Source organism: Streptomyces sp. NPDC057963 (assembly GCF_042887155.1).
Classification (GTDB): Bacteria; Actinomycetota; Actinomycetes; order Streptomycetales; family Streptomycetaceae; genus Streptomyces.
On the sequence record NZ_JBHVPX010000003.1, the window covers coordinates 710,184 to 735,949 of the forward strand.

At 71.0% G+C, this 25,766-nt stretch carries 24 protein-coding genes, 2 pseudogenes and 1 riboswitch; of the genes and pseudogenes, 13 read left to right on the top strand and 13 right to left on the bottom strand.

Going from position 1 to position 25,766, the window contains the following annotated elements:
• Positions 1–332: 332 nt before the first annotated feature.
• Both ACFVT1_RS10150 and ACFVT1_RS10155 read right to left on the bottom strand, forming a co-directional pair.
• The gene (locus tag ACFVT1_RS10150) at positions 333–1,580 is read right to left on the bottom strand and encodes an MBL fold metallo-hydrolase (protein WP_389794001.1); all 1,248 of its coding nucleotides are present in this window, start codon (positions 1,578–1,580) and stop codon (positions 333–335) included.
• A gap of 99 nt (positions 1,581–1,679) precedes the next feature.
• Positions 1,680–2,120, bottom strand: a complete 441-nt coding sequence (locus ACFVT1_RS10155; protein WP_389794002.1) for a PPOX class F420-dependent oxidoreductase — start codon at positions 2,118–2,120, stop codon at positions 1,680–1,682.
• Between the two features lie 161 nt (positions 2,121–2,281).
• On the opposite strand from ACFVT1_RS10155, the gene ACFVT1_RS10160 reads away from it, so the two are divergent.
• The 5 genes from ACFVT1_RS10160 (at position 2,282) to ACFVT1_RS10180 (ending at position 7,580) form a co-directional block, all read left to right on the top strand.
• Positions 2,282–2,845, top strand: a complete 564-nt coding sequence (locus ACFVT1_RS10160) for a carboxymuconolactone decarboxylase family protein (protein WP_389794004.1) — start codon at positions 2,282–2,284, stop codon at positions 2,843–2,845.
• Between the two features lie 248 nt (positions 2,846–3,093).
• A complete protein-coding gene (locus tag ACFVT1_RS10165; RefSeq protein WP_389794006.1) occupies positions 3,094–4,314 on the top strand; it encodes a Glu/Leu/Phe/Val dehydrogenase dimerization domain-containing protein in 1,221 nt (406 codons plus the stop codon).
• Between the two features lie 440 nt (positions 4,315–4,754).
• Positions 4,755–5,345, top strand: coding sequence for a TetR/AcrR family transcriptional regulator (locus ACFVT1_RS10170; protein ID WP_389794083.1), 591 nt, complete (start codon positions 4,755–4,757; stop codon positions 5,343–5,345).
• A gap of 299 nt (positions 5,346–5,644) precedes the next feature.
• Positions 5,645–6,304 carry a TetR/AcrR family transcriptional regulator gene (locus ACFVT1_RS10175; protein ID WP_389794008.1) on the top strand — a complete coding sequence of 220 codons (660 nt, stop codon included), beginning with the start codon at positions 5,645–5,647 and terminating at the stop codon, positions 6,302–6,304.
• A gap of 85 nt (positions 6,305–6,389) precedes the next feature.
• Positions 6,390–7,580, top strand: coding sequence for a serine hydrolase domain-containing protein (locus ACFVT1_RS10180; protein WP_389794010.1), 1,191 nt, complete (start codon positions 6,390–6,392; stop codon positions 7,578–7,580).
• 29 nt (positions 7,581–7,609) lie between these two features.
• Here the strand turns inward: ACFVT1_RS10180 and ACFVT1_RS10185 are convergent, their stop codons facing one another.
• Entirely contained in the window at positions 7,610–8,611 is a 1,002-nt protein-coding gene (locus ACFVT1_RS10185; RefSeq protein ID WP_389794012.1) for a DUF6745 domain-containing protein, read from the bottom strand.
• 267 nt (positions 8,612–8,878) lie between these two features.
• Positions 8,879–9,205, bottom strand: a complete 327-nt coding sequence (locus tag ACFVT1_RS10190) for a hypothetical protein (RefSeq protein WP_362212441.1) — start codon at positions 9,203–9,205, stop codon at positions 8,879–8,881.
• 199 nt (positions 9,206–9,404) lie between these two features.
• On the opposite strand from ACFVT1_RS10190, the gene ACFVT1_RS10195 reads away from it, so the two are divergent.
• From ACFVT1_RS10195 to ACFVT1_RS10220, 6 genes are read left to right on the top strand one after another with little or no spacing between them, the layout of a single operon-like run.
• Complete coding sequence (locus ACFVT1_RS10195) at positions 9,405–10,361, top strand: STM4015 family protein (RefSeq protein WP_389794015.1); 957 nt, start codon at positions 9,405–9,407, stop codon at positions 10,359–10,361.
• Between the two features lie 6 nt (positions 10,362–10,367).
• Positions 10,368–11,339 (top strand): STM4015 family protein, encoded by a 972-nt coding sequence (locus tag ACFVT1_RS10200; protein WP_389794017.1) that lies wholly within the window; start codon positions 10,368–10,370, stop codon positions 11,337–11,339.
• Entirely contained in the window at positions 11,320–12,474 is a 1,155-nt protein-coding gene (locus ACFVT1_RS10205; RefSeq protein WP_389794019.1) for an STM4014 family protein, read from the top strand. Before ACFVT1_RS10200 ends, ACFVT1_RS10205 begins: the two co-directional genes overlap by 20 nt.
• 37 nt (positions 12,475–12,511) lie before the next feature.
• The gene (locus ACFVT1_RS10210) at positions 12,512–13,327 is read left to right on the top strand and encodes an STM4013/SEN3800 family hydrolase (protein ID WP_389794084.1); all 816 of its coding nucleotides are present in this window, start codon (positions 12,512–12,514) and stop codon (positions 13,325–13,327) included.
• Complete coding sequence (locus tag ACFVT1_RS10215; protein ID WP_389794021.1) at positions 13,324–14,688, top strand: STM4012 family radical SAM protein; 1,365 nt, start codon at positions 13,324–13,326, stop codon at positions 14,686–14,688. Before ACFVT1_RS10210 ends, ACFVT1_RS10215 begins: the two co-directional genes overlap by 4 nt.
• 8 nt (positions 14,689–14,696) lie before the next feature.
• Positions 14,697–15,644 (top strand): STM4011 family radical SAM protein, encoded by a 948-nt coding sequence (locus ACFVT1_RS10220; RefSeq protein ID WP_389794023.1) that lies wholly within the window; start codon positions 14,697–14,699, stop codon positions 15,642–15,644.
• Here the strand turns inward: ACFVT1_RS10220 and ACFVT1_RS10225 are convergent.
• Together ACFVT1_RS10225 and ACFVT1_RS10230 are read right to left on the bottom strand one after the other, a co-directional pair.
• Positions 15,641–16,486: an SGNH/GDSL hydrolase family protein gene (locus ACFVT1_RS10225; protein WP_389794025.1), complete on the bottom strand. Its 846-nt coding sequence runs from the start codon at positions 16,484–16,486 to the stop codon at positions 15,641–15,643. The two genes, ACFVT1_RS10220 and ACFVT1_RS10225, sit on opposite strands and share 4 nt — an antisense overlap.
• A 189-nt stretch (positions 16,487–16,675) precedes the next feature.
• A complete protein-coding gene (locus tag ACFVT1_RS10230; RefSeq protein WP_389794085.1) occupies positions 16,676–16,993 on the bottom strand; it encodes a M23 family metallopeptidase in 318 nt (105 codons plus the stop codon).
• A gap of 127 nt (positions 16,994–17,120) precedes the next feature.
• Here ACFVT1_RS10230 and ACFVT1_RS10235 point away from each other — a divergent pair.
• A pseudogene (locus ACFVT1_RS10235) lies at positions 17,121–17,177 on the top strand (hypothetical protein); the annotation flags it as partial.
• A gap of 170 nt (positions 17,178–17,347) precedes the next feature.
• Here the strand turns inward: ACFVT1_RS10235 and ACFVT1_RS10240 are convergent.
• Both ACFVT1_RS10240 and ACFVT1_RS10245 read right to left on the bottom strand, forming a co-directional pair.
• A pseudogene (locus ACFVT1_RS10240) lies at positions 17,348–17,656 on the bottom strand (peptidase); the annotation flags it as partial.
• Between the two features lie 5 nt (positions 17,657–17,661).
• Positions 17,662–17,816, bottom strand: a riboswitch (cyclic di-AMP (ydaO/yuaA leader).
• 293 nt (positions 17,817–18,109) lie between these two features.
• Entirely contained in the window at positions 18,110–20,209 is a 2,100-nt protein-coding gene (locus ACFVT1_RS10245) for an alpha-galactosidase (protein ID WP_389794027.1), read from the bottom strand.
• Between the two features lie 243 nt (positions 20,210–20,452).
• Here ACFVT1_RS10245 and ACFVT1_RS10250 point away from each other — a divergent pair, with 243 nt between their 5' ends.
• Positions 20,453–21,265: a tyrosine-protein phosphatase gene (locus tag ACFVT1_RS10250; RefSeq protein WP_389794029.1), complete on the top strand. Its 813-nt coding sequence runs from the start codon at positions 20,453–20,455 to the stop codon at positions 21,263–21,265.
• Positions 21,266–21,288: 23 nt separating this feature from the next.
• Here the strand turns inward: ACFVT1_RS10250 and ACFVT1_RS10255 are convergent, their stop codons facing one another.
• The 5 genes from ACFVT1_RS10255 to ACFVT1_RS10275 form a co-directional block, all read right to left on the bottom strand.
• The gene (locus ACFVT1_RS10255) at positions 21,289–21,456 is read right to left on the bottom strand and encodes a DUF6126 family protein (protein WP_389794031.1); all 168 of its coding nucleotides are present in this window, start codon (positions 21,454–21,456) and stop codon (positions 21,289–21,291) included.
• 31 nt (positions 21,457–21,487) lie between these two features.
• Positions 21,488–22,096, bottom strand: coding sequence for a helix-turn-helix domain-containing protein (locus tag ACFVT1_RS10260; RefSeq protein ID WP_389794033.1), 609 nt, complete (start codon positions 22,094–22,096; stop codon positions 21,488–21,490).
• Between the two features lie 84 nt (positions 22,097–22,180).
• Positions 22,181–23,578, bottom strand: coding sequence for an aspartate aminotransferase family protein (locus tag ACFVT1_RS10265; RefSeq protein WP_389794035.1), 1,398 nt, complete (start codon positions 23,576–23,578; stop codon positions 22,181–22,183).
• On the bottom strand, positions 23,575–25,476 hold the full coding sequence (gene dxs / locus ACFVT1_RS10270; RefSeq protein ID WP_389794037.1) for a 1-deoxy-D-xylulose-5-phosphate synthase: 1,902 nt from the start codon (positions 25,474–25,476) through the stop codon (positions 23,575–23,577). The genes ACFVT1_RS10265 and dxs overlap by 4 nt, the downstream gene beginning before the upstream one ends.
• Positions 25,477–25,502: 26 nt before the next feature.
• Positions 25,503–25,766: flavodoxin-dependent (E)-4-hydroxy-3-methylbut-2-enyl-diphosphate synthase (locus tag ACFVT1_RS10275; protein WP_389794039.1), on the bottom strand; the 264-nt coding region annotated here is incomplete at its 5' end.

The following is a 25,766-nucleotide window of genomic DNA, read 5'->3' on the forward strand; positions in this document are numbered from 1 at the left end:
CGGGCGGGCTCGAAGGACATGAGCCCACCGTTGATCGCCGGGCACACACGGTAGTCGTCAATCACGTATGTGCGACGGGCAGTTGTCGAACTTGCCCGCCATCCGTCCCGCTCTGGTATGAGGTCTCGCACGAGAGACCGATTCCCTCGGCATGGACACCTGGTCGGCCGACACTCGAACGGCCTACGGCCGGGAGTCCTGGGCACATCGAGACGGCGCGGCCCGTCCGGTCGCCCCGGACGGACCGCGCCGTCTTGATGTTCCGCTGGTGCAGAGTCCGCGCCGTCTTGATGTTCCGCTGGTGCGGAGTCCGCGCCGCGCCGGGCCACCCTCTACGGCGTCGGTGCCACCTCGGCGTGACCGCTCTCCGCCTCCGCTTCCTCGGGGGCGGGGCCCGCACCGCTCACCGGATCGACGGAGAGGTCCGTGATGCGCGCCGCCGCCACGGGCCGGCGCTCGACCGGCTGCGGCGCCACCGGGCGCCACCAGGGTTCGGTGGGGAGGACCTGCGCCGTGGGCTCGAAGGGCTCACCGGGGCGCGGCAGGGCGACCCGGGCGCCCGCGTCCTCCGCCGCGGCGAGGGTGCCCTCGCCCGGCTCGGCCCACGGGTGCGGGGCAAGGTTGAAGGTGGCCCAGTGAATGGGGAGCATCGCGCCGAGCGGCTTGCCGCCCTGGAGGTCCAGATGGGCCCGCATGCCCTCGGCCGGTGTCATGTGTATGTCGGGCCAGTACTCGGAATAGGCCCCGATCTGGATCATCGTCGCGTCGAACGGGCCGTGTTCGGCACCGATGTCCTTGAAGCCGGGGAAATAGCCGGTGTCGCCGCTGTGGTAGATCCGGTGCTCGGGCCCCGCGACGGCCCAGGACGCCCAGAGCGTGTGCTGCTGGTTGCGCAGACCGCGGCCGCAGAAGTGCCGGGCCGGGGTGGCGGTCAGGCCGATCCCGGCGATCCTCGTGGTCTCGTTCCAGTCCAGTTCCCGCATCCGGTCGTCGGGCACGCCCCATCGCTCCAGGTGGGCGCCGACTCCGAGCGGGACGGCGAACACCGTGTCCCTGCCCGCGAGAGCGCGGATCGTCGGCAGGTCGAGGTGGTCGTAGTGGTCGTGGGAGATCACCACCGCGTCCAGCGGGCCGAGCGCGGCGAGCGGCAACGGCACGGGGTGCAGCCGCTTGGGCCCGGCGAAGGCGAAGGGCGAGCAGCGCTCGCCCCACACCGGGTCGAAGAGCACCCGTCGGCCGTCGATCTCGGCGAGCACACTGGAATGGCCCATCCAGGTGAGCCGCAGCCCGGTGGCGGGCGGCTCGGCGAGGTCGGCGTACGTGGTGGGGTGCACCGGCACCGTGCCGACCGGGGCCCTGCGCGCCCGCTCCTCCTTGCGGAAGTAGACCTTCGCGAACTCCAGGGTGGATCCGGTCGGCCTGGTCCGTGCCCCCACGGGGTTCTGGAAGACGCCGTCGGCGAAGTTGGGTGAGCGGCGGATGCGCTCCATGCGGGCACCGTCCGGATCGGCGCCGAATGCGGCGGGGCGCAGCGATCGCAGCCGGGTGCGGAGCGGAGGCAAGGGGTCAGCGCCGGTCACAGCATCTCCTGAGGGAGTCGGTGTCGTCTCATTATGGGCGGGGGGTACGACAGTGCGAGAGCGGAACGGGTGGCCGGCCGATCGCCGGACCGGGTTCCCTCAGCCACGCGGTTGCCCATACGCGTGGCTGATGTGCAGCCGCAGCACGACCCGGCGGTCGCGGACCATCGCATCGCGGTAGTCGTCCCAGTCGGGGTGTTCGCCCTGGACGTCGCGGTAGAGCGTGATCAGCTCCTCCACCGTCGCGTCGTGCGGATCGGCGGCGACCGGGGACAGCTCGGCCGTGCCGTCCACGACCGTCCACGCCCAGCGGTCCGCGCTGGTCACGTGGTAGCTCGCCCGCGGGTCACGGCGGAGATTCTTCGTCTTCGCCCGGTCCTCGGTGATCGAGACGCGGACCAGGTGCTCCCCGGGGTAGTAGAAGTGACTGACATTGGACAGCTGGGGCCTGCCGTCGCGCTTGAGCGTCACGAGCACGCCGCCGCTCTCCTCGCCGAGCAGCCCGAGCAACGCTTCCTGCTGTGCGTCGAATCCCGTCATGCCGGATCCAACGTCCGTGCCCGCCGGAGGATTCCGGGTCCGGCCGCACTGGTGTGTCACATCCGAGGGGCTCCCGTCCGTCACACCCGTGACACAGCCCGTCCGACGGCGTCCCACGGCGCGGCCGGACGGCATCCGAGCCGTACCGAAGGAGACCGGTCATGACCGCACGCATCTCGCTCACCCCGCCCCGCACCCTCCTCTTCCGCGCCGCGTCGTGGTACTCGAACCGGACGTACGGCAAGGTCATCGATCCCCTCCGGACCGCCGCCCACCACACCGGGGTGCTGTGGGCCGGGATCCGCTTCGAGCTGGCGGTGGGCCGCTGGAGGAAGCTGGATCCGCAGCTCAAGGCGCTGGCCGTCATGACGTCCGCGGCGACCGTGGGCTGCACCTGGTGCATCGACTTCGGCTACTGGGAGAACCACCGCCACGGCGTGGACCCGCGCAAGCTGCGTGACGTACCGGTGTGGCACGAGAGCGACGCGTACACCCCGCTGGAGCGTGACGTCATGGCGTACGCGGAGGCGATGAGCCTCACCCCGCCCGAGGTCGGGCACGAGCTGGTGGAGCGGCTGCGGACCGCGCTCGGCGAAGCGGCGCTCGTCGAGCTGACGACCATGGTCGGGGTGGAGAACATGCGCTCCCGCACCAATTCCGCCCTCGGTCTGACCAGCCAGGGCTTCAAGGACCGGTGCGAGGCAGAGCGCCCGGCGAACGGCTGAACGATGCGGTCCGGCCACTGAACGTCGATTCGGCAGAGGCCGCATTGACACGGGCGCCCCCGCCTCCCGATACTGACCGGCGGTTCAGTAGACCTACCTGTTGGCACAGGCCCGTCCGTGGAGGGAGGCAGCGTGCCCGCACAGCCGGGGAGCAGCGCGCCGGCGCGCGGCGGGCCCGCGAAGGCTCCGGCCCCCTGCCCCGACCGCCCCGGGACCGCCGTGATCACCGTGACCGAGGAGACCTCCCGATGACGACACCTCCGGTGTCCCGCTCCAGCGCCCCGTCCGCCCCGCTGATGTCGCTCACCTGGACCGATCACGTCACCGGCCGTCAGGGGCACCTGGTCGTGGACCGGCTGGTGCGCGGCGTGGCCAGCGGCGGGCTGCGGATGCGGGCGGGATGCACGCTGGACGAGGTGACGGGGCTGGCCCGCGGCATGACGATGAAGGAAGCCCTCCACTTCGACGCCGATGACACGGGGGCCCGTTACATACCGCTCGGCGGCGCGAAGGGCGGCATCGACTGCGACCCGCGCGCCCCGGAGGCGTACGGCGTCCTGGTGCGCTACCTGCGGGCCGTGCGCCCGTACATCGAGAACGTGTGGACGACGGGCGAGGACCTGGGGCTCACCCAGGACATCGTGGACCGGGCGGCGGCCGAGGCCGGACTCGTCTCCTCGGTCCAGGCCGTCTATCCGCTGCTCGACGACGAGGCGGCGGCCCGGCGGCGGCTCGCCGACGCGTTCGCCGTCGAGGTGGACGGCATCGGGCTCGACGAACTCGTCGGCGGCTGCGGGGTCGCCGAGTCGGCGCTCGCGGCACTGGACCGGGCGGGCGTCCCGTACCGGGAGGCGAGGGTCTCCGTACAGGGGCTCGGCACCATGGGCGGGGCGACGGCGCGGTTCCTGGCACGGGCCGGGCTGAAGGTGGTGGCCGTGGCCGACGTCAAGGGCACGATCGCCAATCCGGCCGGCCTCGACGTCGAGGCACTGCTGGCCGCCAGGGACGGGTACGGGACGGTGGACCGCGGCGCGCTCCGGGACGACGACCGGGAGCTGCCCTCGGACGCCTGGCTGGCGCAGGAAGCCGAGATACTGGTGCCGGCAGCCGTCTCGTACGCGATCGATGCCGTCAACCAGGCCCGGGTACAGGCCCGTTGGGTGGTCGAGGCGGCCAACATGCCGGTGCTCGCCGAGGCCGAGGAGCTGCTCGCGGCGCGCGGGATCACGGTGTTGCCGGACGTCGTCGTCAACTCCGGCACGAACGCCTGGTGGTGGTGGACCCTGTTCGGCGACATCGGAGCGGACGCCGACGAGGCGTTCGGGCACACCCGCCGCGCGATGCGGGCCCTGATCGACCTGATGCTGGCCCGCGCCGAGACCGACGGCTGCACCCCTCGGGCCGCCGCGCACGCCATCGTCGCGGACCGGCTGCCGGTGATGGCGGAGCGCTTCGGCTGGTACCGCTGATCCCCACCGCGGGCCGCGCCCGGACAGGTCCGTGCCGCAGCTCGGCGCCGACCGGGCGCATCGCGGGCGCATCGTAGCGGGATCACCGGGAAGGGCACCGGCTGCAGCCGGGACCATCTCGATCCGAAGGGTGCCGTCGTCGCCTCGCAGGACTTCACCGGGGACGGCATGCAGGGCCACGGCACCCGTGCGCCCTCGGCCATCGCCGGCTCCGGGACGCCTGCGACGGCCGGTACGCGCCTCGACGCGCGGACGCCGACCGTACGCCGTCACGAAGGCCACCCTCGATCCCTCGCGGGTCGAGCCAGGCACCATCTACGGCGGTCCGGTGACCGCGACTTGGCCGGGAGACAGGACGGGCCCGTACGCGGCTCCGCCCCCAGCCCGTCCGGACCCCGGGCATTCGTTAGGGTGACGCCGTGGCGAGAGTACGGCTGAGCGTGGCGGAACGGCGCGAGGAACTCCTGCGCGCTGCCGTCGAACAGATCGAGGTGCGCGGGGTCGCAGCGGTACGGATCGCGGACGTGGCCGCCGTGCTCGGGGTGAGCAACGCGCTCGTGCTCTACCACTTCTCGACCAAGGAGAAGCTGGTCGCGGCCGCCTTCGCGCATGCCGCCGAGGCCGATCTCGCCCATCTGCGCAAGCTGCTGAGCCGCCGCACGAGTGCCGTGCGGCGGCTGCGCGCCGCCGTCCGCTGGTACGCGCCGACGGGCCAGGCCAAGGGCTGGCGGCTGTGGATCGAGGCCTGGGCCGCCTCGCTGCGCGACCCGGCGCTGCGCAATGTGGCCGGCGATCTCGACCAGCAGTGGAAGGCGGAGCTGGCCGAGGTCATCGAGGAGGGCGCCGCCGCCGGTGAGTTCCACTGCGACGACCCGATGTCCGTGGCCTGGCGACTGACCGCCCTGCTGGACGGCCTGGCGGTGCAGATGACGTCGTACGCGGGTCCGCTCTCCCGGGCCACGATGCTGGCCTGGACCGATGAGGCGCTCGCCCGCGAACTCGGCATCGAGCGCACGGCGCTGACGGCCTGACAGGTCTCCCTCACGGATGATCACCCCGGGTTCGGGTTGCGGCCGTCCGGCGCGAGTGGTGGGTGCAGAGCCGTTCCGCGTCGCGTTCGGGCGGACGGCGGCGGCGACAGCAGCCGTCCGCCGTCGCATACGACGGCTTCCGCTTCGAGCGGGTGACTACTGATGCGGCGCACCTGCCGACGGGGCGCGATGACTCCGATACCGAACAGGATGTCTGATATCGACCTGGGGCGCCGGAAAACAGTGCGCGACAGCCCTCACGGTCAGCGGCTCGAAAAGAAGGCGCAATAATCCAGGGCATGAAGACCGCAGGTGACCGCCGCGTCCGCCGCACCCACCGCGCCCTGCGCGCGGCCCTCGTCGACCTCGTCCTGGAGAAGGGATTCCACACGCTCAGCATCGAAGAGATCACCGAGCGCGCCGATGTCGCCCGCGCGACCTTCTATGCGCACTACCGCGACAAGGAGGACCTGCTCCTCGGCATCGTCCGGGATCTCGCAGAGGACCGGGAGCGCCTCCTGCCCGCCGTCGAGCAGGCCCGGACACAGGGTTTCACCGGCCTTCCGGTGCTCTACATCTTCCAGCACGCGGAGCAGGAAAGGCGCGTCTACCAGGTCATTCTCCGGGGAGAGGGCGACGGGCGCGCGCTTCGGGAGTTCGCCGGGATCATCTGCGAGCGGGTGGAGAGCGTCTTTCGCGAGCGGGCAGCCCAACTCGGCGTCACGCCACGCATCCCGTTCGACGTCATCGCGCGGGCCTGGACCGGTGAGCTCGTCGGCGTGCTGACCTGGTGGGTCGAGAACGACACCGGATACAGCGCCGCCGAGATCACCGAACACCTCCGGGACCTGTCCGTGTACGGCCGCGTCTGGGCCTCCGGACTGGCCCCCTCCGACGCCCCGGGCGCCTTCGACTCCCCCGGCAACGCCGACTCCCCGGCGGCCGAACCGGGCGCCTGACGCCGCTTGCTCGGCAAAGCCTGGCCTCGTTTCCAGACACACTGTACGGTACTGATCAGATTGCAGCACCGACAGGAGTGGGCGCATGACCGAGACACTTTCGCTGGCCAATCTGACGTGGGCGCGCGGCTTCACGGACCCGGCCTGGGTCCGTCGGCACACCGCATCCGGCCGCGAGACCGTACCCAGCCGCCGCGTATGGCGGGGCAGCACGCAGCCGTCGGCCCTTCCCCGTGCACCGCACGATCTCGAAACGCTGGAGTTCACCACGTCCGGCGGCAGGTCTCTGACCCTGCCGTCGCTCCTCGCCGCCGCCGAGACCGACGCCTTCCTCGTCATGCACCGCGGCACCGTGGTCTACGAGCGCTACCTGCACGGATACGAGCCCCACGTACCGCACTTCAACGCCTCGGCGGCGAAGTCGTACATCGGCCTCCTGGCAGCGGTCCTCGCGGACCAGGGGCTGCTCGACCGCGACGCACCGGCGTCCCGATACGTCCCCGAACTGGCGGGAACGGCATTCGGCGACGCGCGGGTCGACGACCTGCTGCACATGGGCACCCTGATGAGCTACGCCGGCCGGCCGTACGACAAGGCGATCGAGGCGCAGCGCTACTTCGCCATCCTCGCCCCGCAGTTGCGCCCCTACGGCTACAGCGGCCCCGCGGGCATCCGCGAGCATCTCGCCACCGCCCGGGCCACCGGCAAGCCCGGAACGGAATTCCGCTACGAGAACGGCAATGTCGAAGCCCTCGCCGAAGTCCTCCGCCGCATCACCGGCGTCAGTACGTCCGCACTGCTCAGCGAGGTGATCTGGTCCCGGCTGGGGGCGGAGGAGGACGCCTATTACATCCTCGACCCGGAAGGAACCGAGGCAGCGTGCGGCGGCTTCAGCGCGACCTTGCGCGACGTGGCCCGGCTCGGGGAGATGATCCGCTGCGGCGGCGCCGCCGGTGGCGGGCAGATCGTGCCGGAGAGCATCGCCAGGACGATCGCCACCGGCACCCCGGACGGCTACCCCCGGCGCGTCCGCTTCCCGGCGGCGCCCCCCGACTCGCCCGCCACGCTCTCCTACCACGACCTCTGGTGGATCCTGAACGACCCCTACGAGTCCTTCATGGCCAGCGGCATCCACGGACAGCGCCTCTTCATCTCCCCCAAGCTGGACCTGGTCATCGTGCACTTCGCCTCCCAGGTCATGTCGCCCTCGGTCCCCCCGGCCCCGCTGGTCCCGGCCTTCATCGAGATCGGCAACCACCTCGGCGCCACGACCTGAAACACCCCCGTCCGCCGGGCCTCCGGCGGTCAGGTCTGGCGCACGGGTGCGTACACGTCCTCCTGAAGTCCGAAGGTCCAGGCCACGCCGCCCTTCGCGGTCTTCGTGGTGGGCGGGACCCGCAGCCAGTAGGTGCGGCTGGTGCCGTCCGGCTCCGGAGTGGAGTTGACCACCTCGACCATCGTCACGTCCTCGTCGCCGTCCAGCGCGATCCGCCACAGGACTCCCGTCTCGTCCCGGTGGACCGGCTCGGCGCCCGACTCGGTGAGGTAGCGGTCGTAGCCGTAGAACTCCAGCATGACGCGGCGCAGTTCCGCGTTCTCCTCCTCGCGTATCCGCTTGGGGGTCAGGGAGTTCAGTTCCGCGAGGAACTCGGCGGGCACGGGCATGCCGCGCCAGGCATGGAGGGCGAAGCCGTCCCGGTACGCGAGCGCCGGGCCGTCTCCGCGGTCCAGTCGGCCCGCCTCGTCCCGGTGGAGCGCTTCCGGGCGCTCACTGATCACCACGACGCGCTCGTAGGGCCACCACCAGCCCGCGTGCCTGGCCACCTCGGCCAGGCCGTCCAGCCGGTCGCCCCGGCCGTCGAACGCGGCGAGCCAGGCCGCGTCGTGCTGGCCCAGGACCGCGTCGAGCAGCACCAGCCGGACATCGGACTCGTCCTCGGGGTTCTCCGCGAGGTCCGCGACGACACCGGCCCTGATCCGCTCGGCCAGCGCCGCCGTGGTCTCCCAGAGCTGCGCCCCGGTGGCGGACCACAGGGCGGACCAGCCCGCCGGGCCCAACTCGTCGTACATGCGGCGCCGTTCCTGCGCCCAGGGCCGGGTCCGCACCTCGTCACGCACCGAGCGACCGGCGTCGACGAGCTTCTCGACGGCCTCCACGGCGGCCCTGGGCGAGTCGGCCCAGACGATCTGCTCCGGCTCGGCGAGTCCTGCGCCGCGGTAGGCGAGCCGGAGCCCGTCCTCGGCCGCGGCCCGGTCCGCCGTACCGGTCGCCGCCGCCACGGCCCGCCATGAGTCCACGTACTGCATCGGTCTTCCCCGTCCCCTGAATCCTGTGTTCGGTGTCGTGCGTTTCGGTGTTGTGCGTCTCGCCGTTTCGCGTTTCGGTGTTGTGCGTTTCGCCGTTTCGCGATTCGGTGTTGTGCGTCTCGGTGTTGTGCGTCTCGCAGAGCCGATGCATTCGTGTCCAGCGGCGATTCAGTGCGCTCCGGACCACCGAGGTACCGCTCCTGCTCGCCACGCCCGGCCGCGTGAGCCCGCTCGGTCCATTCAGCCCGCTCAGCCCGCTCAGGCCGCTCAGTCCGCGACGATGCGGATCGCCCCTGGCGCGTACTCCCGCTGACGCACCACGCGGTACCAGCCCTTCGACAGCGGTATCGCCGCGTGCTCCTCGTGCACCACCCGCCCGCCTTCGGGGAGGTGGAGCAGCATCGGTCCGAAGGCCCCCGCCTCGCGCATCAGCCGGCCCGGCCCCTGAACCGCATGGGCGTGGCCGGTGACCTCGCCCAGCGCGAGGATCATGCGCCCCCGGCCGTCCCTCGGTTCACCCGGCGCGTCCACGAGGTGCGCGGGCACCGCCGACTCCTCCAACGACACGATCAGTACATCGCCCTGCCGGTACACAGACGTCTCCCCTCCGTGGCCGCACCCGCTGTGCCGACCACGAGGAAAACGCTAAGGGAGGGGTCTGACAATCGAGCGGCAGCCGGATCCGGCGGGCGGAGGCGGGGCCGTCGCGCACGGTCCCGGTCGCGCCGTTGTCAGTGCGGCTTGATAAACCTTGCAGACATCAGCTGTCCCCCAGTACCAGGAGCTCATGGTCATGTCCGGTGTGGACCATCTGCACGAGTTGCTCGGCCTTCCCGCGGTCGACTTCCAGCACGCGACGGGTGAGGCGCCCGCTCAGGCCGCCGATGCGGCGGCCTGGCGCATCTCGGTCGATCCGTACGACGACGAGTGCGAGATGACCTGGGAGGAAGCGTTCGAGGCGTTCCTCAAGGCGGTCGACCCGGCCGGGGTCCGTGCGCTGATCATCGGTCAGTGGGGCGAGTCGTACGAGGAGACGTCGTCCTACCCGATCGATCTGGTCATCGCCGCGGCCGACCGGCTCACCTCGCTGGAGGCGGTCTTCGTCGGCGACATGATCCTGGAGGAGAACGAGATCTCCTGGATCGAGCAGTCGGATGTCACCGCACTGCTGAAGACGTTCCCGGGTCTCCTCGAACTGGGGGTGCGCGGCGGCTCGGAGCTGGTGTTCTCCCCCGCGAAGCACGAACGGCTGCGTTCGCTGACCATCGAGACCGGTGGCCTTCCGGTCGGTGTGATCCGCGGCATCCTGGACAGCGAACTGCCCGCGCTGGAGCGGCTCGACCTCTGGCTCGGCGTCTCCGCGTACGGAGGCGATGCGGATGTGGCGGACCTGGTGCCGCTGCTGTCCGGCTCCCGCTTTCCCCGGCTCACCCACCTCGGCCTGCGCAACAGCGAGCTGCAGAACGAGATCGCGACCGCCGTCGCGGGCGCCCCGGTCGTCGCCCAGTTGCGCGTCCTCGACCTGTCGAACGGCACGCTGGGCGACGAGGGCGGGGCGGCGCTGCTGGACGGCCAGCCGCTCACCCATCTCGAACGGCTCGATCTGCACCACCACTTCATGACCGAGCCGATGGAACGCCGGATCACTCAGGCACTGGAGCCGCACGGCGTGCGGGTCGATGTGTCGGAACGCTCGGAACCCTGGGGCGACCGCGGTGCCGAAGGCCGCTACACCGCGGTTTCGGAGTGAGGGGCGATGACCGACATCGAACACCCCGAGACGTTTCACGGTCTTCCCGTCCTGACCCTGCCGGGACCTGACGGGGCCCGCACCGAGCCCCTCCCGGCCGCCGACTCGGTCGCCTGGCGGCTGCAGAGCGACTGGGACGGCGATCCGGCGTTCCCCGCACTCTGGCAGCACTTCCTGGCCACGGTCGACACCTCATGTGTCCGGGCCCTGCTGATCGGCCCCTGGTGGCACAACGACTACGAGTCCGTCGCCCCGGTCATCGAGCTGCTGACCGCCCACGCGGACCGCTTCCCGGCCCTGCGGGCGCTCTTCCTCGCCGATGTCGTCAGCGAGGAGTGCGAGCTGTCGTGGCTGGTCATGTCCGACATCACGCCGCTGATCGAGGCGTTCGAACAGCTGGAGGAGCTGACGGTACGCGGCTGCGGCAACCGGATCGAGGGCCGGACGTCACTCGATCTGCGGCCGGTTCGGCACGAGTCGCTCAAGAAGCTGCGGTTCGAGTCTGGCGGTCTGCCTTCCGCCGTCGTGCGGGCGGTCGGAGCCTCGGAGCTGCCCGCACTGGAACACCTCGAACTCTGGCTCGGTGTCAGCGAATACGGTGGGGACGCGACGGTCGGGGACCTCGCCCCGTTGCTGTCCGGCGCGGCGTTCCCCGCCCTGCGCCATCTGGGGCTGCAGAACAGCGAGATCCAGGACGAGATCGCGGCCGCGGTGGCCTCCGCTCCGGTCGTCGCCCAGCTGGAGTCGCTCTCCCTCGCGATGGGGACCCTGAGTGACGAGGGCGCCGAAGCGCTGCTCTCGGGCCAGCCGCTCACCCATCTCGCCTCGCTGGATCTGCACCACCACTACATCAGCGCCTCGCTGATGGACCGCCTCAGGAACCTGCTCGGTTCCGATCGGGTGAACGGTGAGATCGACGAGGTCGAGTACTGGGATCCGGAAGAGGACGACGACCGCTATGTCGCCGTCAGCGAGTAGTACCGCCGGCCCGGCGCCGCGCTTCGCCGTCGTGGGTGTGCCCGGGAACCGCCGGGTCGCACTCTTCCAGGACGCCGTGCGCGCCGCCGGGCTGCCGGCGGCGCGCGTCGTGCCCTGGCTGGACGTCCTGCGCGGCGAGGCCGCCTTCCGGCCGGGCGAGACCGTACGGATGGACTCGCCCGGCGAGGACGCCGAGGTGGAGCGGCTGCTCCGGGCGGTCGAGGATCCGACCAGGGTCGAGGGGACCGCCCTGTGGTACGCCCGGTTCACCGAGGCCGTACGGGCGGTGGCACGGGCGGCCGCCGCTGCCGGCGCCGTGCTGCTCGACGACCCCGGCGATGTCGCGGTGCTCTTCGACAAGCGGCTCTGCCACGCCGTGCTGGACGGCGCCGGAGTGCGCGTACCGGCCTCGCCGACTTCGGGGGCCGCGGCGCCCGCGGTGCGTGACTGGGCGGACGTACGCGAGCGGATGACGGCCCACCGCATGCCCAGGGCCTTCGTGAAGCTCGCGCACGGCTCGTCCGCCTCGGGGGTCCTGGCCGTGGAGACGGCCGGGCCCGGCCGGGTCAGGGCCACCACATCGGTGGAGCGGGACCCGGCGGGCCGGCTCCACAACTCGTTGCGGGTGCGCCGCTGTACGACGGAGCGGGAGGTCGCGGCGATCGTCGACACGCTCGCACCGGACGGACTGCACATCGAGCGCTGGCTGCCCAAGGCCACCCAGCAGGGGCGGGCGGCGGACCTGCGGGTCGTGGTGGTGGCGGGCCGGGCCACCCATGCCGTCGTGCGCACCAGTCACTCCCCCATGACCAATCTCCACCTCGGCGGCGCGCGCGGCAGTCTCGACGACGTCCGCGCGGCCGTCGAGGCCGCGGGCGGCAGCTGGGCCGAGGCCCTGGCCATGTGCGAACGGGCCGCGGCGTGCTTCCCGGACACGCTGTGCGTGGGCGTCGATCTGCTGCCCGCGACCGGCTGGCGGCGCTTCGCCGTCGGCGAGGTCAACGCCTTCGGCGATCTGCTTCCGCGGCTGACCGGACTTCCCGGCAGCGGCGCCGAGGGCCGGGACACCTATGCGGCGCAGGTCGCCGCCGTACTGAACAGAGCAAGGAACCACCGTGCAGCCGCCACTCCCTGACACCGTGCCCGCTCTCGCGGAGGCCCGGAACCCGGACATGAGCGAGGTCGTGGGCAGCCACGACCTTCTGCTCGTCACCCTCGACACACTGCGCTACGACGTGGCGGCGGAGCTCGCCGCCGCCGGGCGCATCCCTCATCTGGCGCGCCATCTGCCGGGCGGTGTCTGGGAGAAGCGGCATGCGCCCGGCAGCTTCACCTACGCCTCCCACCAGGCGATCTTCGCTGGATTCCTACCGACGCCGGCCGGCCCGGGGCCGCACCCCCGGCTGTTCGCGGCGCGTTTCGCGGGCAGTGAGTCCACCGCTTCGGGCACCTTTGTCTTCGACACCCCCGATCTGCTGTCCGGCCTGGCCGGCGCGGGATACCGCACCGTGTGCGTGGGCGGCGTCGGCTTCTTCAACCGGCAGGGACCACTGGGCTCCGTGCTGCCCGGCATGTTCCAGGAGAGCCACTGGGAACCGGAGTTCGGTGTGGCGTCGCCGAGCTCCTTCGAGGCGCAGGTGGCCCGTGCCGAGCGGGTCGTCGCCGAACTCCCCGCCGAGCAGCGGCTGTTCCTCTTCGTCAACGTGTCCGCCCTGCACCAGCCCAACTGGTTCCACCAGCCGGGGGCCACTCGCGAGGCGGGCGATTCCCGTGCCACCCACGCCGCCGCGCTGGAGTACGTCGACGCCCACATCGGCCGGCTCTTCGCCGCCGCGAGCAGCCGCCGCCGCTGTTTCACCATCGTCTGCTCCGACCACGGCACGGCGTACGGGGACGACGGCTACACCGGTCACCGGCTCGGCCACGAGTCCGTCTGGACCGTTCCCTACGCGCACTTCTTCCTGGAACCGGGGGCCACCGCACCATGAGCCGCACCACGACCGTCGCGCGGTCCACCCGCCCGTACCAGAGCTACGTCTACGCCTATCCGCACAAGACGGCCTACCGCCCGCTCGCCGAGCGGCCGGCGCTGCGCGAGCTGTGGACGGCCGAGCGCAAGGACGCGCTCTCGCTCTATCTCCACATACCGTTCTGCGAGGTCCGCTGCGGCTTCTGCAATCTCTTCACCCGGATCGGTGCCCCCGACGAGCTGACGACCCGCTATCTCGACGCGTTGGACCGGCAGGCCACCGCGGTCCGGGACGCGCTGGGCGACGCGGAGCCGGTGCGGTTCGCCGCGGCGGCGTTCGGCGGGGGCACTCCGACGTTCCTGACCGCGGCGGAGCTGGAACGGCTCTGCGACATCGCCGAGAAGCGGATGGGCGCCGATCTGCGGGCCGTTCCGCTGTCGGTCGAGACGTCGCCGTCGACCGCGACGGCCGACCGGCTGGCCGTGCTCGCCGACCGCGGTACGACCAGGATCAGCATCGGAGTGCAGAGCTTCGTCGAAGCGGAGGCGCGTGCGGCCGTGCGACCGCAGCGGCGGGCCGATGTGGAGGCGGCACTGGACCGGATACGGGAGACCCGGATCCCGATCCTCAACATCGACCTGATCTACGGCATCGACGGGCAGACCGAGGAGAGCTGGCGCACCTCGCTCGACGCGGCGCTCGGCTGGCGGCCGGAGGAGCTGTACCTCTACCCGCTGTACGTGCGTCCGCTGACCGGTCTCGGGCGGCTCGGCGCCGACGGCGAGGCGGCGGCGGACGCCGCCTGGGACGAGCAGCGGCTGCGGCTGTACCGCGCGGGCCGCGACCACCTCCTCGCGCACGGCTACGAGCAGGTGTCCATGCGGATGTTCCGCCGCGCGGACGCCCCGCGGACGGACGGCCCCGACGACTACGCCTGCCAGACCGACGGCATGATCGGCCTGGGGTGCGGCGCCCGCTCGTACACCACGCGGCTGCACTACTCCTTCGACTACGCCGTGGAGATGCGGGAGGTCCGGGCGATCATCGACACGTACACGGCCACCGAGGACTTCTCGCGCGCCGAGGTCGGGCGGTATGCCGACGGCGACGAAGCGCGCCGGCGCCACCTCCTCCAGTCGGTGCTCCAGGCCAAGGGGCTGCGACTGGCCGACTACCGGGAGCGGTTCGGCGCCTCCCCGGCCGACGACTTCCCGGCCGAACTGGCCCGGTTCGAGGCGCGCGGCTGGCTCGACGCGACGGCCGGGGCGTCCGGGCTGCTGCGGCTCTCCCCCGAGGGCCTGGCGCACTCCGACGCCCTGGGCCCGGAACTCTTCTCCCCCGATGTGCGGGCCGCGATGGCCGCGTACGAACTGAAGTGAGCGCGCCCGTGGACCTGACCATCCTCTACCGCGGTCCGCTCGCCTCCTGCGACTACGACTGCCCCTACTGCCCGTTCGCCAAGAGGCGCGACAGCCGGGAGCAACTGCGCGCCGACCGCGCCGCGCTGGAGCGGTTCACCGCGTGGGCCGCGGCGCAGACCGGTGACCGGATCTCGGTCCTGTTCACCCCGTGGGGCGAGGGCCTGGTGCGCTCCTGGTACCGGCGCGCGCTGGTCGAGCTGGCGCAGTTGCCGCACATCGGCCGGGTCGCGATCCAGACCAATCTCAGCGGCCGCACGGGCTGGCTGGCGGAGGCCGGGGACGCCGGCCGCGAGAAGATCGCGCTGTGGTGCACGTACCACCCGGGGCAGACGCCGTACGAGCGGTTCGTCGGCAGGTGCGGGGAGCTGGCCGCGCTGGGCATTCGCCACAGCGTGGGTGTCGTCGGGCTCGACGACCATCTCGACGAGGCTCGGCGGCTGCGTGCCGCGCTGCCCGACGAGGTCTACCTCTGGGTGAACGCCGCGGAGGGGCACACCTATACGGACGAGGAGGCGGACCGCTGGACGGCGATCGACCCGCTCTTCCCGTACAGCCGGCATCCGCACCGGTCGGCGGGGCTGCCTTGCCGGACGGGCGAGTCGGTCGTGTCGGTGGACGGCGACGGCACGGTGCGGCGCTGTCATTTCGTCCCGGCGGAACTCGGCAATCTCTACGACGGCAGCTACCGGCGCTCGCTCGGCCCACGCGCCTGTCCGCTGGCCGTCTGCGACTGCCACATCGGCTATGTGCATCTGGAGACGCTGCCGCTGTACGACGTCTTCGCGGGCGGGGTGCTGGAGCGGATACCGGCGCCACCGCTGTCTTCCCTCGCCGGACGGGCCGGAGCCGCCGGACGGGCCCGGGGCTCAGGCCCGTCCGGCGAGCGAGGACACCACGGCCGCGGCCCCGTCTAGAGAGGCAGCAGGTCGGGCCGCTTGGCCTCGACATGGTCGCCGGAGGACTCGCCGCGCAGCCGTCGGCCGATCCACGGCACCAGGTACTCGCGCGCCCAGTGGATGTCGTCACGCCGTACTTCGAGCGTGCCGCGCTGTGCCTGCGGGGGCCATTCCTGGTCGGGGTCGGCCGGCACGTCGAGGCCGAGGACCTGGGCGGCGCGCAGCGCGACCCTGGTGTGTCCCTCGGGCGACAGATGGAGCCGGTCGTCGTCCCAGGCACGCCTGTCCTGGACGGATCGCAGCGACCACAGGTCGAGGACCGGGCAGTCGTAGCGGTCGGCGATGGCCCGCACATGGGCGGTGTAGGTGGCGATCTTGCCGCGCAGATGGCGCAGCACGGGGATGCCACGGGTGTCGAAGCCGGTGGTGACCATCACGGTGCCGACCGATTCGGTCAGCTCGGCGACCGCGCGCTCGAAGCGCTCGGCCACGTCGTCGGGGTCGGTGCCGGGCCTGATGATGTCGTTGCCGCCCGCGCAGAAGCTCACCAGGTCGGGTGCGAGCTCCTTGGCGCGCGGCACCTGCTCCTCGACGATCTGGTCGAGGAGGCGTCCGCGTACGGCGAGATTGGCATATCTGAAATTCCCGTGTGCGGAAGCCTCGGTGCTCGATTCCGCATCGGGGTCAGGGAGCTGGTCCGCGAGAAGTACCGCGAATCGGTCCGCCCAGCCGACGAAGGCCCCGTCCGGACCGGGGTCGCCCACCCCTTCGGTGAAACTGTCGCCAATCGCTGCGTACGACCCGATGACACCATGTCGGTTGATGACGCCACGTTGATTTTTTCTCGAATCGTCTGCCACAAACGCCCATCCTGCACTGCCGAATGTGACCTACGCGACCGTAATAAGGGGTTGACGGTTGGTGAGATAGACCACCCGGTCAGATCTTGGTAAAGGGGGAATAAGCAGAAGGGGCGGTGCGCCGCCGCGCACCGCCCCTTCCGTGTTGCTCAGGTCATGCCGTGCTGCTCAGCTGCCCGTCCGTCCGGCTCAGACGTAGACGCCGTGCGAAGCCAGGAAGGCGATCGGGTTGATGTCCGAGCCGTACCCCGGACCGGTGCGGACCTCGAAGTGCAGGTGCGGTCCGGTGGCGTTGCCGGTCGAGCCGGAGAGGCCGATCTGCTGACCGGTGCTCACGGACTGGCCCGCCGAGACGGAGAGCGAGGACAGGTGGCCGTACTGCGAGTAGTGGCCGTCGGCGTGCTTGATGACGACCTGGTTGCCGTAGGCGCCACCCCAGCCGGCGGTGACGACGGTGCCGGAGGTGATGGCCTTCACGCTGGTGCCGGTGAAGACGGGGAAGTCGATCCCGGTGTGGCTGCCGCTGGACCAGTTGGAGCCGGAGGCGCGGTAACCGGTGGTGTGGTTGCCGGGGACCGGGTGCGCGTAGCCGGAGCCGGTGCTCCGACCGGCCGTGGCGGAGGTCTTGGACTCCGTGACCGCCGAGGCCTTGGCCGGGGCGGACTTCGCCGGGGCAGTCTTTGCCGGGGCAGTCTTTGCCGGGGCGGACTTCTCCGCCGCCGACGAGGGAGCCGAGGGGGCCTTCGACGGGAGGGCCGCGCCCGCGCCGGTGGGCGCGGAGTGGTCCGCCGCCTTGCCGCCGAGCGTCAGCTTCATGCCCGGGAAGATCAGGCCGGGGTCGTCGCCGACGACCGCGCGGTTGTCCTGGTACAGCTTCTGCCAGCCGCCCTCGATCTTGTGGTCGGCGGCGATCTTCGACAGCCAGTCGCCGGAGACGACGGAGTACGTCGTGGTGGCGGCCTGCTTCTGCGCGATCGGCTTGGCCGGGGCGGCGTGCGCGACGGCGGAGGCCGACTGCGGGGCGGCGGCCGGGGCGGCCTGCTCCGCGGCGTTGGCACCCGTGGCGCCGAACAACGGCAGTGCGATGACGGCTCCACCGGCGCCTGCGGCGGCGATGCCACGGGCGATGGTGCCGGCCTTCGTATGACGGTGCTTACCCGATATGGGCATGACGTGCTTCCTCTCCGGCGCCTGCGAGGTGAGCTGTCGGGTTCGGGCTGGAGATGCCCGGCCGCGGCGAGCGCGGCTTCACCCCGAGCCGGCCGGATTTCTCCGGACGGCGGCCTACCTGGTTCCCCCGCTCCTGCCACACGATGAGTGGATGTGAATTCCGGACGGCGGCAGGATTAGGCGGTCCATCCGGATTGACGGTGACCGTAAGCGAGTCGGGACGGCGAGAACAAGCCACTGGTTCCACGCCGGAATCCGCGCCAGGAAATCGGCGCGGAATTCCGGTCACACTCCGTGGATTAAGGATCTTGCCTTTCCGTGCCGCGCAGGGAATGGCCGACCGCCCCGTCGGTACACACCGTCACGGATATGATTCCGCTCACGAGAGCGCGATCATCTCCCGTACGGACAGGGCAAGTTTGACCAAATGCACCTATTACGGACATTTCGTGCTCATCGTGCGCGTCGGAGCCTCAGCACCCCTGCGTCGAGATCCCCCCGGAGCCCGGTGTGCAGCCCCTGATGGAGCAGTGCCGAGCCGTGGTGCACCGCCCCCGTGTCACGGCAGGTGTACGTCGCCGCGGGGTCGAGTCCGCACAGTCGCAGGGCCGGAGGCAGCTCCCCGTACCTTTGCGCCTCCAGCCACGTCAGGACCACGATCTCGTCCCCCTGGACGTACTGGACCGCACTGAGACCACCGCGCGGGGCGCGCAGCCGGTACAGCGCGCCGTGCTGCACCACCGGCCGGATCTCCTTGTAGAGCTCCACCCAGGCCCGCGCCTCGGCCAGCTCCTCCTCGCTCCACTCGGCGAGGTCCCCACCGACCCCGAGCACGCCCGCCATCGCGCTCACGAAGCGGAAGCGCAGTGAACTGACCCTGCCGTTGAGCTGGGTATTCGGGCTGTCGGTGACCCACGCGGCCATCACCCGAGCCGGATGGATCTGGCCGAAGCCCTCCTGGATGGCGAGGCGGTCGAGCGGGTCGGTGTTGTCCGAGGTCCACACCTGGTCCGTACGGGACAGAATCCCCAGGTCGACCCGGCCGCCACCGCCGGAGCAGGACTCGAAGGCGACCGAGGGGTGCGCGGCCCGGAGACGGTCGATCAACGCGTACAGGGCGTCGACATGCTCGATCCAGAGCTTCTGCGGATATTCCTCGCCCGGCCAGCCGGCGTCGGTGAAGGAGCGGTTGAAGTCCCATTTCACGTAGTCGATGGGCGCGCTGGAGAGCAGTGCGTCCAGTTGTTCCCAGAGATATTCCTGCACATCGGCGCGGGCCAGATTGAGCACCAGTTGATTACGGAACTCGGTCCGCTTCCGCCCGGGAAAGTGCTGCACCCAGTCGGGGTGCGCGCGATGGAGATCGCTGTCGGCATTGACCATTTCCGGCTCGACCCAGATACCGAACTGCATGCCGAGACCGTGGACTTCGTCGGCGAGCGGCTTGAGCCCGGCGGGAAAGCGGTCCGGATTCGGTGTCCAGTCACCGAGCCCCGCCCGGTCGCTGGTGCGCTGCCCGAACCACGCGTCGTCCACGACGAACAGTTCCACGCCCATCGCGGCGGCACGCTCGGCGAGGGCACGCTGCTGGTCCTGCGCGATGTCGAAGCCCGTCGCCTCCCAGGAGTTGTAGAGCACCGGCCGGGGACTCGAGGCGTCCGGGATCACATGGGCCAGCTGCCACGCGTGCCAGGCACGGCTCGCCCCGCCGAATCCCTCCCCGCTCCACAGACCGGCGAAGACCGGCGTGGTGTATGACTCTCCCGGCATGAGCAGCAGCAGCCCCGATTCGTCGTGGCCTGCGCCGCCGGTGATCTGCACGAGTCCGTCGGGAAGCCGCTGCACGGAGATCCGCCACGACCCGGACCAGCCGAGCGCGCAGCCGTACACCTCGCCGCTCTCCTCGGTCGCCGCTCCGTCGGCGTCGAGTGCGACCCACGGCAGGTACTGGTGCCCGGTGTGGCCGCGCCTGCTGGAGATGACGCTCTCGCCGTACATCAGCTCCGCCCGGGCGAGCCGCGACTCCGCCGCCCAGCGGCCGTGCAGCCGGCTCAGCCGCCAGGCGTCGCGGGCCGGCAGCGCCCAGGCGGCCGCGTCGGCGCGCAGCAGCTCCAGCGGCGGACCGTCCGCCCCGGCGTGGGCGACGGTGGCCCAGCGCTCGACGACATCGGAGTCGTCCCGCATCCGGTAGTGCAGGGTGAGCGCGAGCCGGTGCACGGAGTCGGTGAAGCCGATACGGAGTTCGTCCCCGTCCACCGCGGCGCCGGAGAAGGCCCACTCGGTACCGCGGACCTCCGGGGTACGCACCGAGAGAGCCGGGCGGACGAACCGGGGGCCGCCCTCCACGGGGTACTCCTCGTGGCCGTCGAGCGGGGACTCGAAGCCCCTGGCGGGCTGCTCCGGCGCCGCGGCCAGCGCCTCGGCAGCGGCCAGGGAGATCCGCGGCCCCCAGTGCAGATGGACCAGTTCGTCCCGCTCGGTGAGTCGCAGTGCGTAGCTGCTGCTCGCCCCGGTGAGCAGCCAGGTCCGGCCCTTGTCGCCAGTCTCGATCATCTTGCCCCCACATTCCAACAGTTCCGCACATCATCAACCATCGCCGGGTGAGTGGGCAACGGTCCGGCGAGGAATTCGGCGGACCGATTCACCGCGGGGGCACGGGGGTTCGCCGGGGTATCGACAACCATGGGCCGAGATGATTGCCTGAGGAATCAATGTCGTATCGTCGCGGAAGTGGCCTTGCCGACGGCTCGCGTCGGCGCCAGACACTCCAGGAGACATCAAGAAAGGCAGGACACTGTGACGCAGCAGTTGCCCCGGATCCCGTCGACGGAACCCGAGCTGGCGGGCGTCCGCAACTTCCGCGACGTGGGCGGACTGCCCACCGTCGACGGCCGGCGGGTGCGGTACGGGCGGCTCTTCCGCAGTGGTCACCTCGCGCACGCCACCGCCGAGGACACGCTCTTTCTCGGCGGCCTCGGTCTGCGCACGGTCTTCGACTTCCGCAATGCGGCCGACCACCGGCTCGACGGCCTGGACGTGGAGCTGCCCGGCGTACGGAATGTCAGCATTCCGCTCTCCGACCCGGCCGACGGCGCGGAATTCTGGCGGATGGTCCGCGACGGCGACCTCGATCAGCTGCGCTCGGTCCTCGCGGACGGCAAGGGGGCGAACCGCATGATCACCTCGTACCGTTCGATCATCCGGGACCGCACAGCCGAGCACAGCCGGGTCCTGCACGCCCTGGCCGAGGACGGCGTTCCCGCGTTGATGCACTGTGCGGCGGGCAAGGACCGGGCCGGTCTGTCGATCGCCGTGTCACTGCTCGCGGTCGGCGTCGAGCGCGATGCCATCGAGGCCGACTACCTGAAGTCCAACGACGCCCACCGCCGCTACAAGGTCCGGCGCAGCGACACCTCGGCGGAGGGCATGTCGGCCGAGGTGATGGAGCTGCTCAATCCGCTCTTCGGTGCCCATGCGGACTATCTGGCCGCGGCCTTCGCCACCATCGAGGAGACCTGGGGCAGCACGGACCGCTATTTCTCCGAGGGGCTGAAGCTTGCCCCCGAGACCCGGGAGCGGCTGCGCGGCCGGCTTCTGGACGAGGCGTAGCGCGAACCGCCGGGCGGCGGTGGTCAGCCCTTGCCGGCCACCGCGAAGAGCAGGTAGAGGAAGGCCGCGAAGATGTGTCCGGCGATGAGGTAGGCGAACAGCCGGATCACCACGCCGCGCGGGAACTTCCGCTCCTGGGCCTCGTAGTTCTTGTTGGACCCGAGCGGGTCGAAGTTCTCTGAATCGGACATGACGGTCCTCTCTGACGACCGGACGGGCCGGTCAGCGACGGTGGATGCCGCTGCCGAGACACAGCTCGGCGGCGGGGCTCTGCAGCAGGGTATGGACGAAGAGCAGCTCGGCACCGTCGCGGTCGACGGCCGTGATGCGGTGCGGGGTGAGCGAGTCGAAGTGCGCGCTGTCACCGGGGGCGAGATCGTGCACGGTCTCGCCGAGCGTGACCCGGAGGTGCCCGATGAGCACGTACAGCCACTCCTCGCCGGGGTGGACGCGGACGAGATCACCCTCCGCCCCGTACGGAACCCGGACGCGCAGCGCCTGCATCGCCCGGCCCGAGCCGCCGGCCTGCTGGTACATCCAGCCGTCGGCCTCGGCCCCCTCGAACTTCCCGCCGCGGATGATCGCCTCCCGTTCGGGGGGCGTCTCGCCGAGCAGTTCGGAGACCGTCGTACCGTAGATCCTGGCAAGACCGAGGAGCATCGGCAGCGAAGGCTGCCGACGGCCCGTTTCGAGCCGGGAAAGATGGGCGGGCGACAGCCCCGCCCGCTGGGCGGCGGTCTCCAGGGTGAGACCACGGCCGCGGCGCAGGTCACGCAGTCGTGGCGCGACCTCGGGCAGCTCGTCGGCCACCCCTCCGTCTGGAGTGTTCATGTACCCATTGGGCCAGGATTTTTCCTCGGAGGCAAATTTCTTGCCTCCGAGGCAAACAGCGTGAAGCCGGAAGGGCCCGCGGGGTCAGCGGTTGGCGACGGCCTGCTTCACCAGGGTCCTGCCGAAGTCCCACATCAGCCCGCCGCCGCTGTGCGCGTCGTCCATGACCGCGGTGAACGCCGTGACGAACCGGTCGACCTCGGGCTCCCCGATCACCAGTGGCGGAATCAGTTTGATCACTTCGAGGTGATCTCCCGAGACCTGGGTGAGGATGCGGTGCTTCTGGAGCAGGGGCACCACCACCATCTGCGCGAAGAGGCCCTTGCGGGCCGCCTGCAGCACGGTCCAGCGGCTGCGCAGCTTCAGTGACGACGGCCGGCCGAACTCGATGCCGATCATCAGCCCGCGCCCGCGCACCTCGTGCAGCAGCTCATAGCGGCCGACCAGCGCGGTCAGCCGCTCGCGCAGCAGGTCACCGGTGCGGCGCGCGCCCGCGACGATCTCCTCGTCCTCCATCACCGCGAGGACCGCGAGCCCGGCAGCCATCGCCTGGGCGTTGGAGCCGAAGCTCGCGGAGTGGACCAGGACCCGGTCCATCGACGAGTAGACCTTCTTGAAGATCCAGTCCTTGCCGAGAGTCGCCCCGACCGGCACGTAGCCGCCGGAGAGGGCCTTGGCCACACAGACCAGATCGGGTTCGACACCCTCCTCGTGCTGGTAGGCGTAGAAGTCGCCGGTCCTCCCGAGGCCGGTCTGCACCTCGTCGGCGACGAGCAGCGCCCTGTGCTTGCGCAGCAGTTCCTGCGCAGCCCGCAGGAAGCCGGGCGGCGCGGCGTGGACGCCCTTGCCCTGGATCGGCTCGACGACCAGTGCCGCCACGTCGCCGCGGGTCAGCTCACGCCTCAGTGCGTCAAGGTCCCCGAGTCCGATGGCGGTGTCCGGCAGCAGTGGTGCGAAGCCGTCCCGGAATCCGCTCTCCCCGTTGACCGAGAGCGATCCGGTCGTCAGCCCGTGGAAGGCGTGGGTGCAGTAGAGGATCCTGGGCCTGCCCGTGGCGTACCGGGCGAACTTCAGGGCGGTCTCGACGGCCTCCGTACCGCTGTTGCCGAAGAAGACCCGGTCCAGGTGCGGGCTGTGTGTGAGCAGCTTCTCGGCCAGCAGTCCGGGCAGCGGTTGGCAGTCGAAGCGGGTGAGGTCGGCGAGCGACGCGTCGAGGACGTCGTGCAGGGCCTTGCGTACGACGGGGTGGTGCCGACCGAGGCCCATCACCCCGAATCCGGCGAGCATGTCGAGGTAGTCGTTGCCCTCCGCGTCCCAGAAGTGCGCGCCCTCGGCCCGTTCGTAGACCTTGTCGAAGCCGATGGTGCGCAGCATGCGGGGCAGCTGGTGATTGAGGTGCTTCGTGTGCAGCTCGTAGCGCTCGGCGCCGCGCTCGGCGAGGAGTTGCGCCAGATCGAAGCCCTTCGGCCCGTCGTCCTTCATGCCCCGCTCTCCTCGGTCCTTGTCGCTGCTTCCTTGGCGGCCAGTGCCGCGCTGATCCGCCCGGCGATCTCGACCGGTGTGAGCCCGATGTCGGCCAGCACCTCGGCGCGCTTGCCGTGGCCGAGGAACTGCTCGGGGATGCCGAACGTCCGCAGCGGTACGTCGACCCCGGCATCCCGCAGCGCCTGCCCGACGGCCGAACCGACGCCCCCCGCACGGCTGTTGTCCTCGACGACGGCGACCAGCCGGTGCCGTGCGGCGAGCGGTGCCAGCTGTTCGTCGACCGGTTTGACCCAGCGCGGGTCGACGACGGTGCAGCGGATGCCGCCGCTCGCCAGCAGTTCGGCGGCGCCCAGGCAGACCGGAGCGAGCACACCGACGGCCACGAGCAGCACATCGGCACCGTCCGCCCGGTGCAGCACGTCCATGCCGCCGATCCGGCCGACGGCCGGGACCGGCTCCCCCACCGATTCCTTGGGGAACCGGATCACGGTGGGTGCGTCGTCGACGTCCACGGCCTCACGGAGCTGGGCGCGCAGTTCGCCGGCGTCGCGCGGGGCGGCGATCCGCAGTCCGGGGACCACCTGCAACACCGACATGTCCCACATGCCGTTGTGCGAGGCCCCGTCGGGTCCGGTGACCCCGGCCCGGTCGAGGACGAAGGTCACCCCGCACCTGTGCAGTGCGACGTCCATCAGCAGCTGGTCGAAGGCCCGGTTGAGGAAGGTGGCGTAGACGGCGACGACCGGGTGCAGTCCGCCGGTGGCGAGTCCCGCTGCGGAGACCGCGGCGTGCTGCTCGGCGATCCCGACGTCCCAGACCCGGTCGGGGAACGCCTCGGCGAACCTGGTCAGCCCGACGGGGTGCAGCATCGCCGCGGTGATGGCCACGACGTCCGGCCGCTCCGCGCCGATCTCGGCGATCTCGTCCCCGAACACCGAGGTCCAGGACTGCGCTCCCGTCGGCACGAGCGGTGCGCAGGTCAGCGGGTCCATCGCGCCCACGGTGTGGAAACGGTCGGCCTCGTCCCGGAGCGCGGGCGGATAGCCGCGCCCCTTCTCGGTGAGGCAGTGCACCAGCACCGGGCCGTGGAAGCGCTTCGCCCGGTGCAGGGCGGATTCGACGGCCGCGATGTCGTGCCCGTCGATCGGCCCGACGTACTTGAGCCCGAGGTCCTCGAACATGCCCTGCGGGGCGAAGGCGTCCTTGAAGCCCTTCTTCGCGCCGTGCAGCGACTCGTACAACGGCTGTCCGATGACCGGCGTCTGCTGGAGCACTCCCTTGCCCCAGGAGAGGAAGCGTTCGTATCCGTCGGTGGTTCGAAGGGTGGCGAGGTGATTGGCGAGGCCGCCGATCGTCGGGGCGTACGAACGCTCGTTGTCGTTGACCACGATGATCAGCGGCCGGTCCCGCGCCGCCGCGATGTTGTTCAGCGCCTCCCAGGCCATTCCGCCGGTGAGGGCACCGTCACCGATGACGGCCACGACGTGGTCGCTCCGCCCCAGCACCTGGTGGGCCTTGGCGATGCCGTCGGCCCAGCCGAGGACGGTCGAGGCGTGCGAGTTCTCGATGACGTCGTGCTCGGACTCCTCGCGGGAGGGGTAGCCGGAGAGGCCCCCCTTGCCGCGGAGCTTGGAGAAGTCCTGGCGCCCGGTGAGCAGCTTGTGCACATAGCTCTGGTGCCCGGTGTCCCACAGGATGCGGTCCACGGGCGAGTCGAAGGCCCGGTGCAGCGCGATGGAGAGCTCCACCACCCCCAGGTTGGGACCCAGATGACCGCCGGTCCTCGCCACTGCCCGGACGAGGAACTGCCTGATGTCCTCGGCGAGTTCGCCGAGTTGCGCGTCGCTCAGCGTCTTGAGGTCGTGCGGTCCCCGGATGTTTTCCAGAATCGTCACGCTCGGGCGCCCTCTCTGGTTCTGTTTCAGCTCACGGTGACGGCGGGAACCCCCGATGGTGTCCCCGCGCCGTCCATGCCCTCGGCGATCTTCAGGGCCTCTTCGATCAGCGTCTCGACGATCTCCGACTCGGGCACCGTCTTGACGACCTCGCCCTTCACGAAGATCTGTCCCTTGCCGTTGCCCGACGCGACGCCCAGATCCGCCTCACGGGCCTCACCCGGACCATTGACGACACAGCCCATCACGGCCACCCGCAACGGCACCTCCATGCCCTCAAGACCCGCACT

Bases quoted from the DNA above. Each gene is read 5' to 3' on its own strand.
- ACFVT1_RS10155 (WP_389794002.1), bottom strand. From the start codon at position 2,120: ATGACGGGATTCGACGCACAGCAGGAAGCGTTGCTCGGGCTGCTCGGC.
- ACFVT1_RS10165 (WP_389794006.1), top strand. From the start codon at position 3,094: ATGACGACACCTCCGGTGTCCCGCTCCAGCGCCCCGTCCGCCCCGCTG.
- ACFVT1_RS10160 (WP_389794004.1), top strand. From the start codon at position 2,282: ATGACCGCACGCATCTCGCTCACCCCGCCCCGCACCCTCCTCTTCCGC.
- ACFVT1_RS10255 (WP_389794031.1), bottom strand. From the start codon at position 21,456: ATGTCCGATTCAGAGAACTTCGACCCGCTCGGGTCCAACAAGAACTAC.
- ACFVT1_RS10185 (WP_389794012.1), bottom strand. From the start codon at position 8,611: ATGCAGTACGTGGACTCATGGCGGGCCGTGGCGGCGGCGACCGGTACG.
- ACFVT1_RS10200 (WP_389794017.1), top strand. From the start codon at position 10,368: ATGACCGACATCGAACACCCCGAGACGTTTCACGGTCTTCCCGTCCTG.
- ACFVT1_RS10215 (WP_389794021.1), top strand. From the start codon at position 13,324: ATGAGCCGCACCACGACCGTCGCGCGGTCCACCCGCCCGTACCAGAGC.
- ACFVT1_RS10260 (WP_389794033.1), bottom strand. From the start codon at position 22,096: ATGAACACTCCAGACGGAGGGGTGGCCGACGAGCTGCCCGAGGTCGCG.
- ACFVT1_RS10245 (WP_389794027.1), bottom strand. From the start codon at position 20,209: ATGATCGAGACTGGCGACAAGGGCCGGACCTGGCTGCTCACCGGGGCG.
- ACFVT1_RS10265 (WP_389794035.1), bottom strand. From the start codon at position 23,578: ATGAAGGACGACGGGCCGAAGGGCTTCGATCTGGCGCAACTCCTCGCC.
- ACFVT1_RS10175 (WP_389794008.1), top strand. From the start codon at position 5,645: ATGAAGACCGCAGGTGACCGCCGCGTCCGCCGCACCCACCGCGCCCTG.
- ACFVT1_RS10195 (WP_389794015.1), top strand. From the start codon at position 9,405: ATGTCCGGTGTGGACCATCTGCACGAGTTGCTCGGCCTTCCCGCGGTC.
- ACFVT1_RS10180 (WP_389794010.1), top strand. From the start codon at position 6,390: ATGACCGAGACACTTTCGCTGGCCAATCTGACGTGGGCGCGCGGCTTC.
- ACFVT1_RS10210 (WP_389794084.1), top strand. From the start codon at position 12,512: ATGAGCGAGGTCGTGGGCAGCCACGACCTTCTGCTCGTCACCCTCGAC.
- ACFVT1_RS10205 (WP_389794019.1), top strand. From the start codon at position 11,320: ATGTCGCCGTCAGCGAGTAGTACCGCCGGCCCGGCGCCGCGCTTCGCC.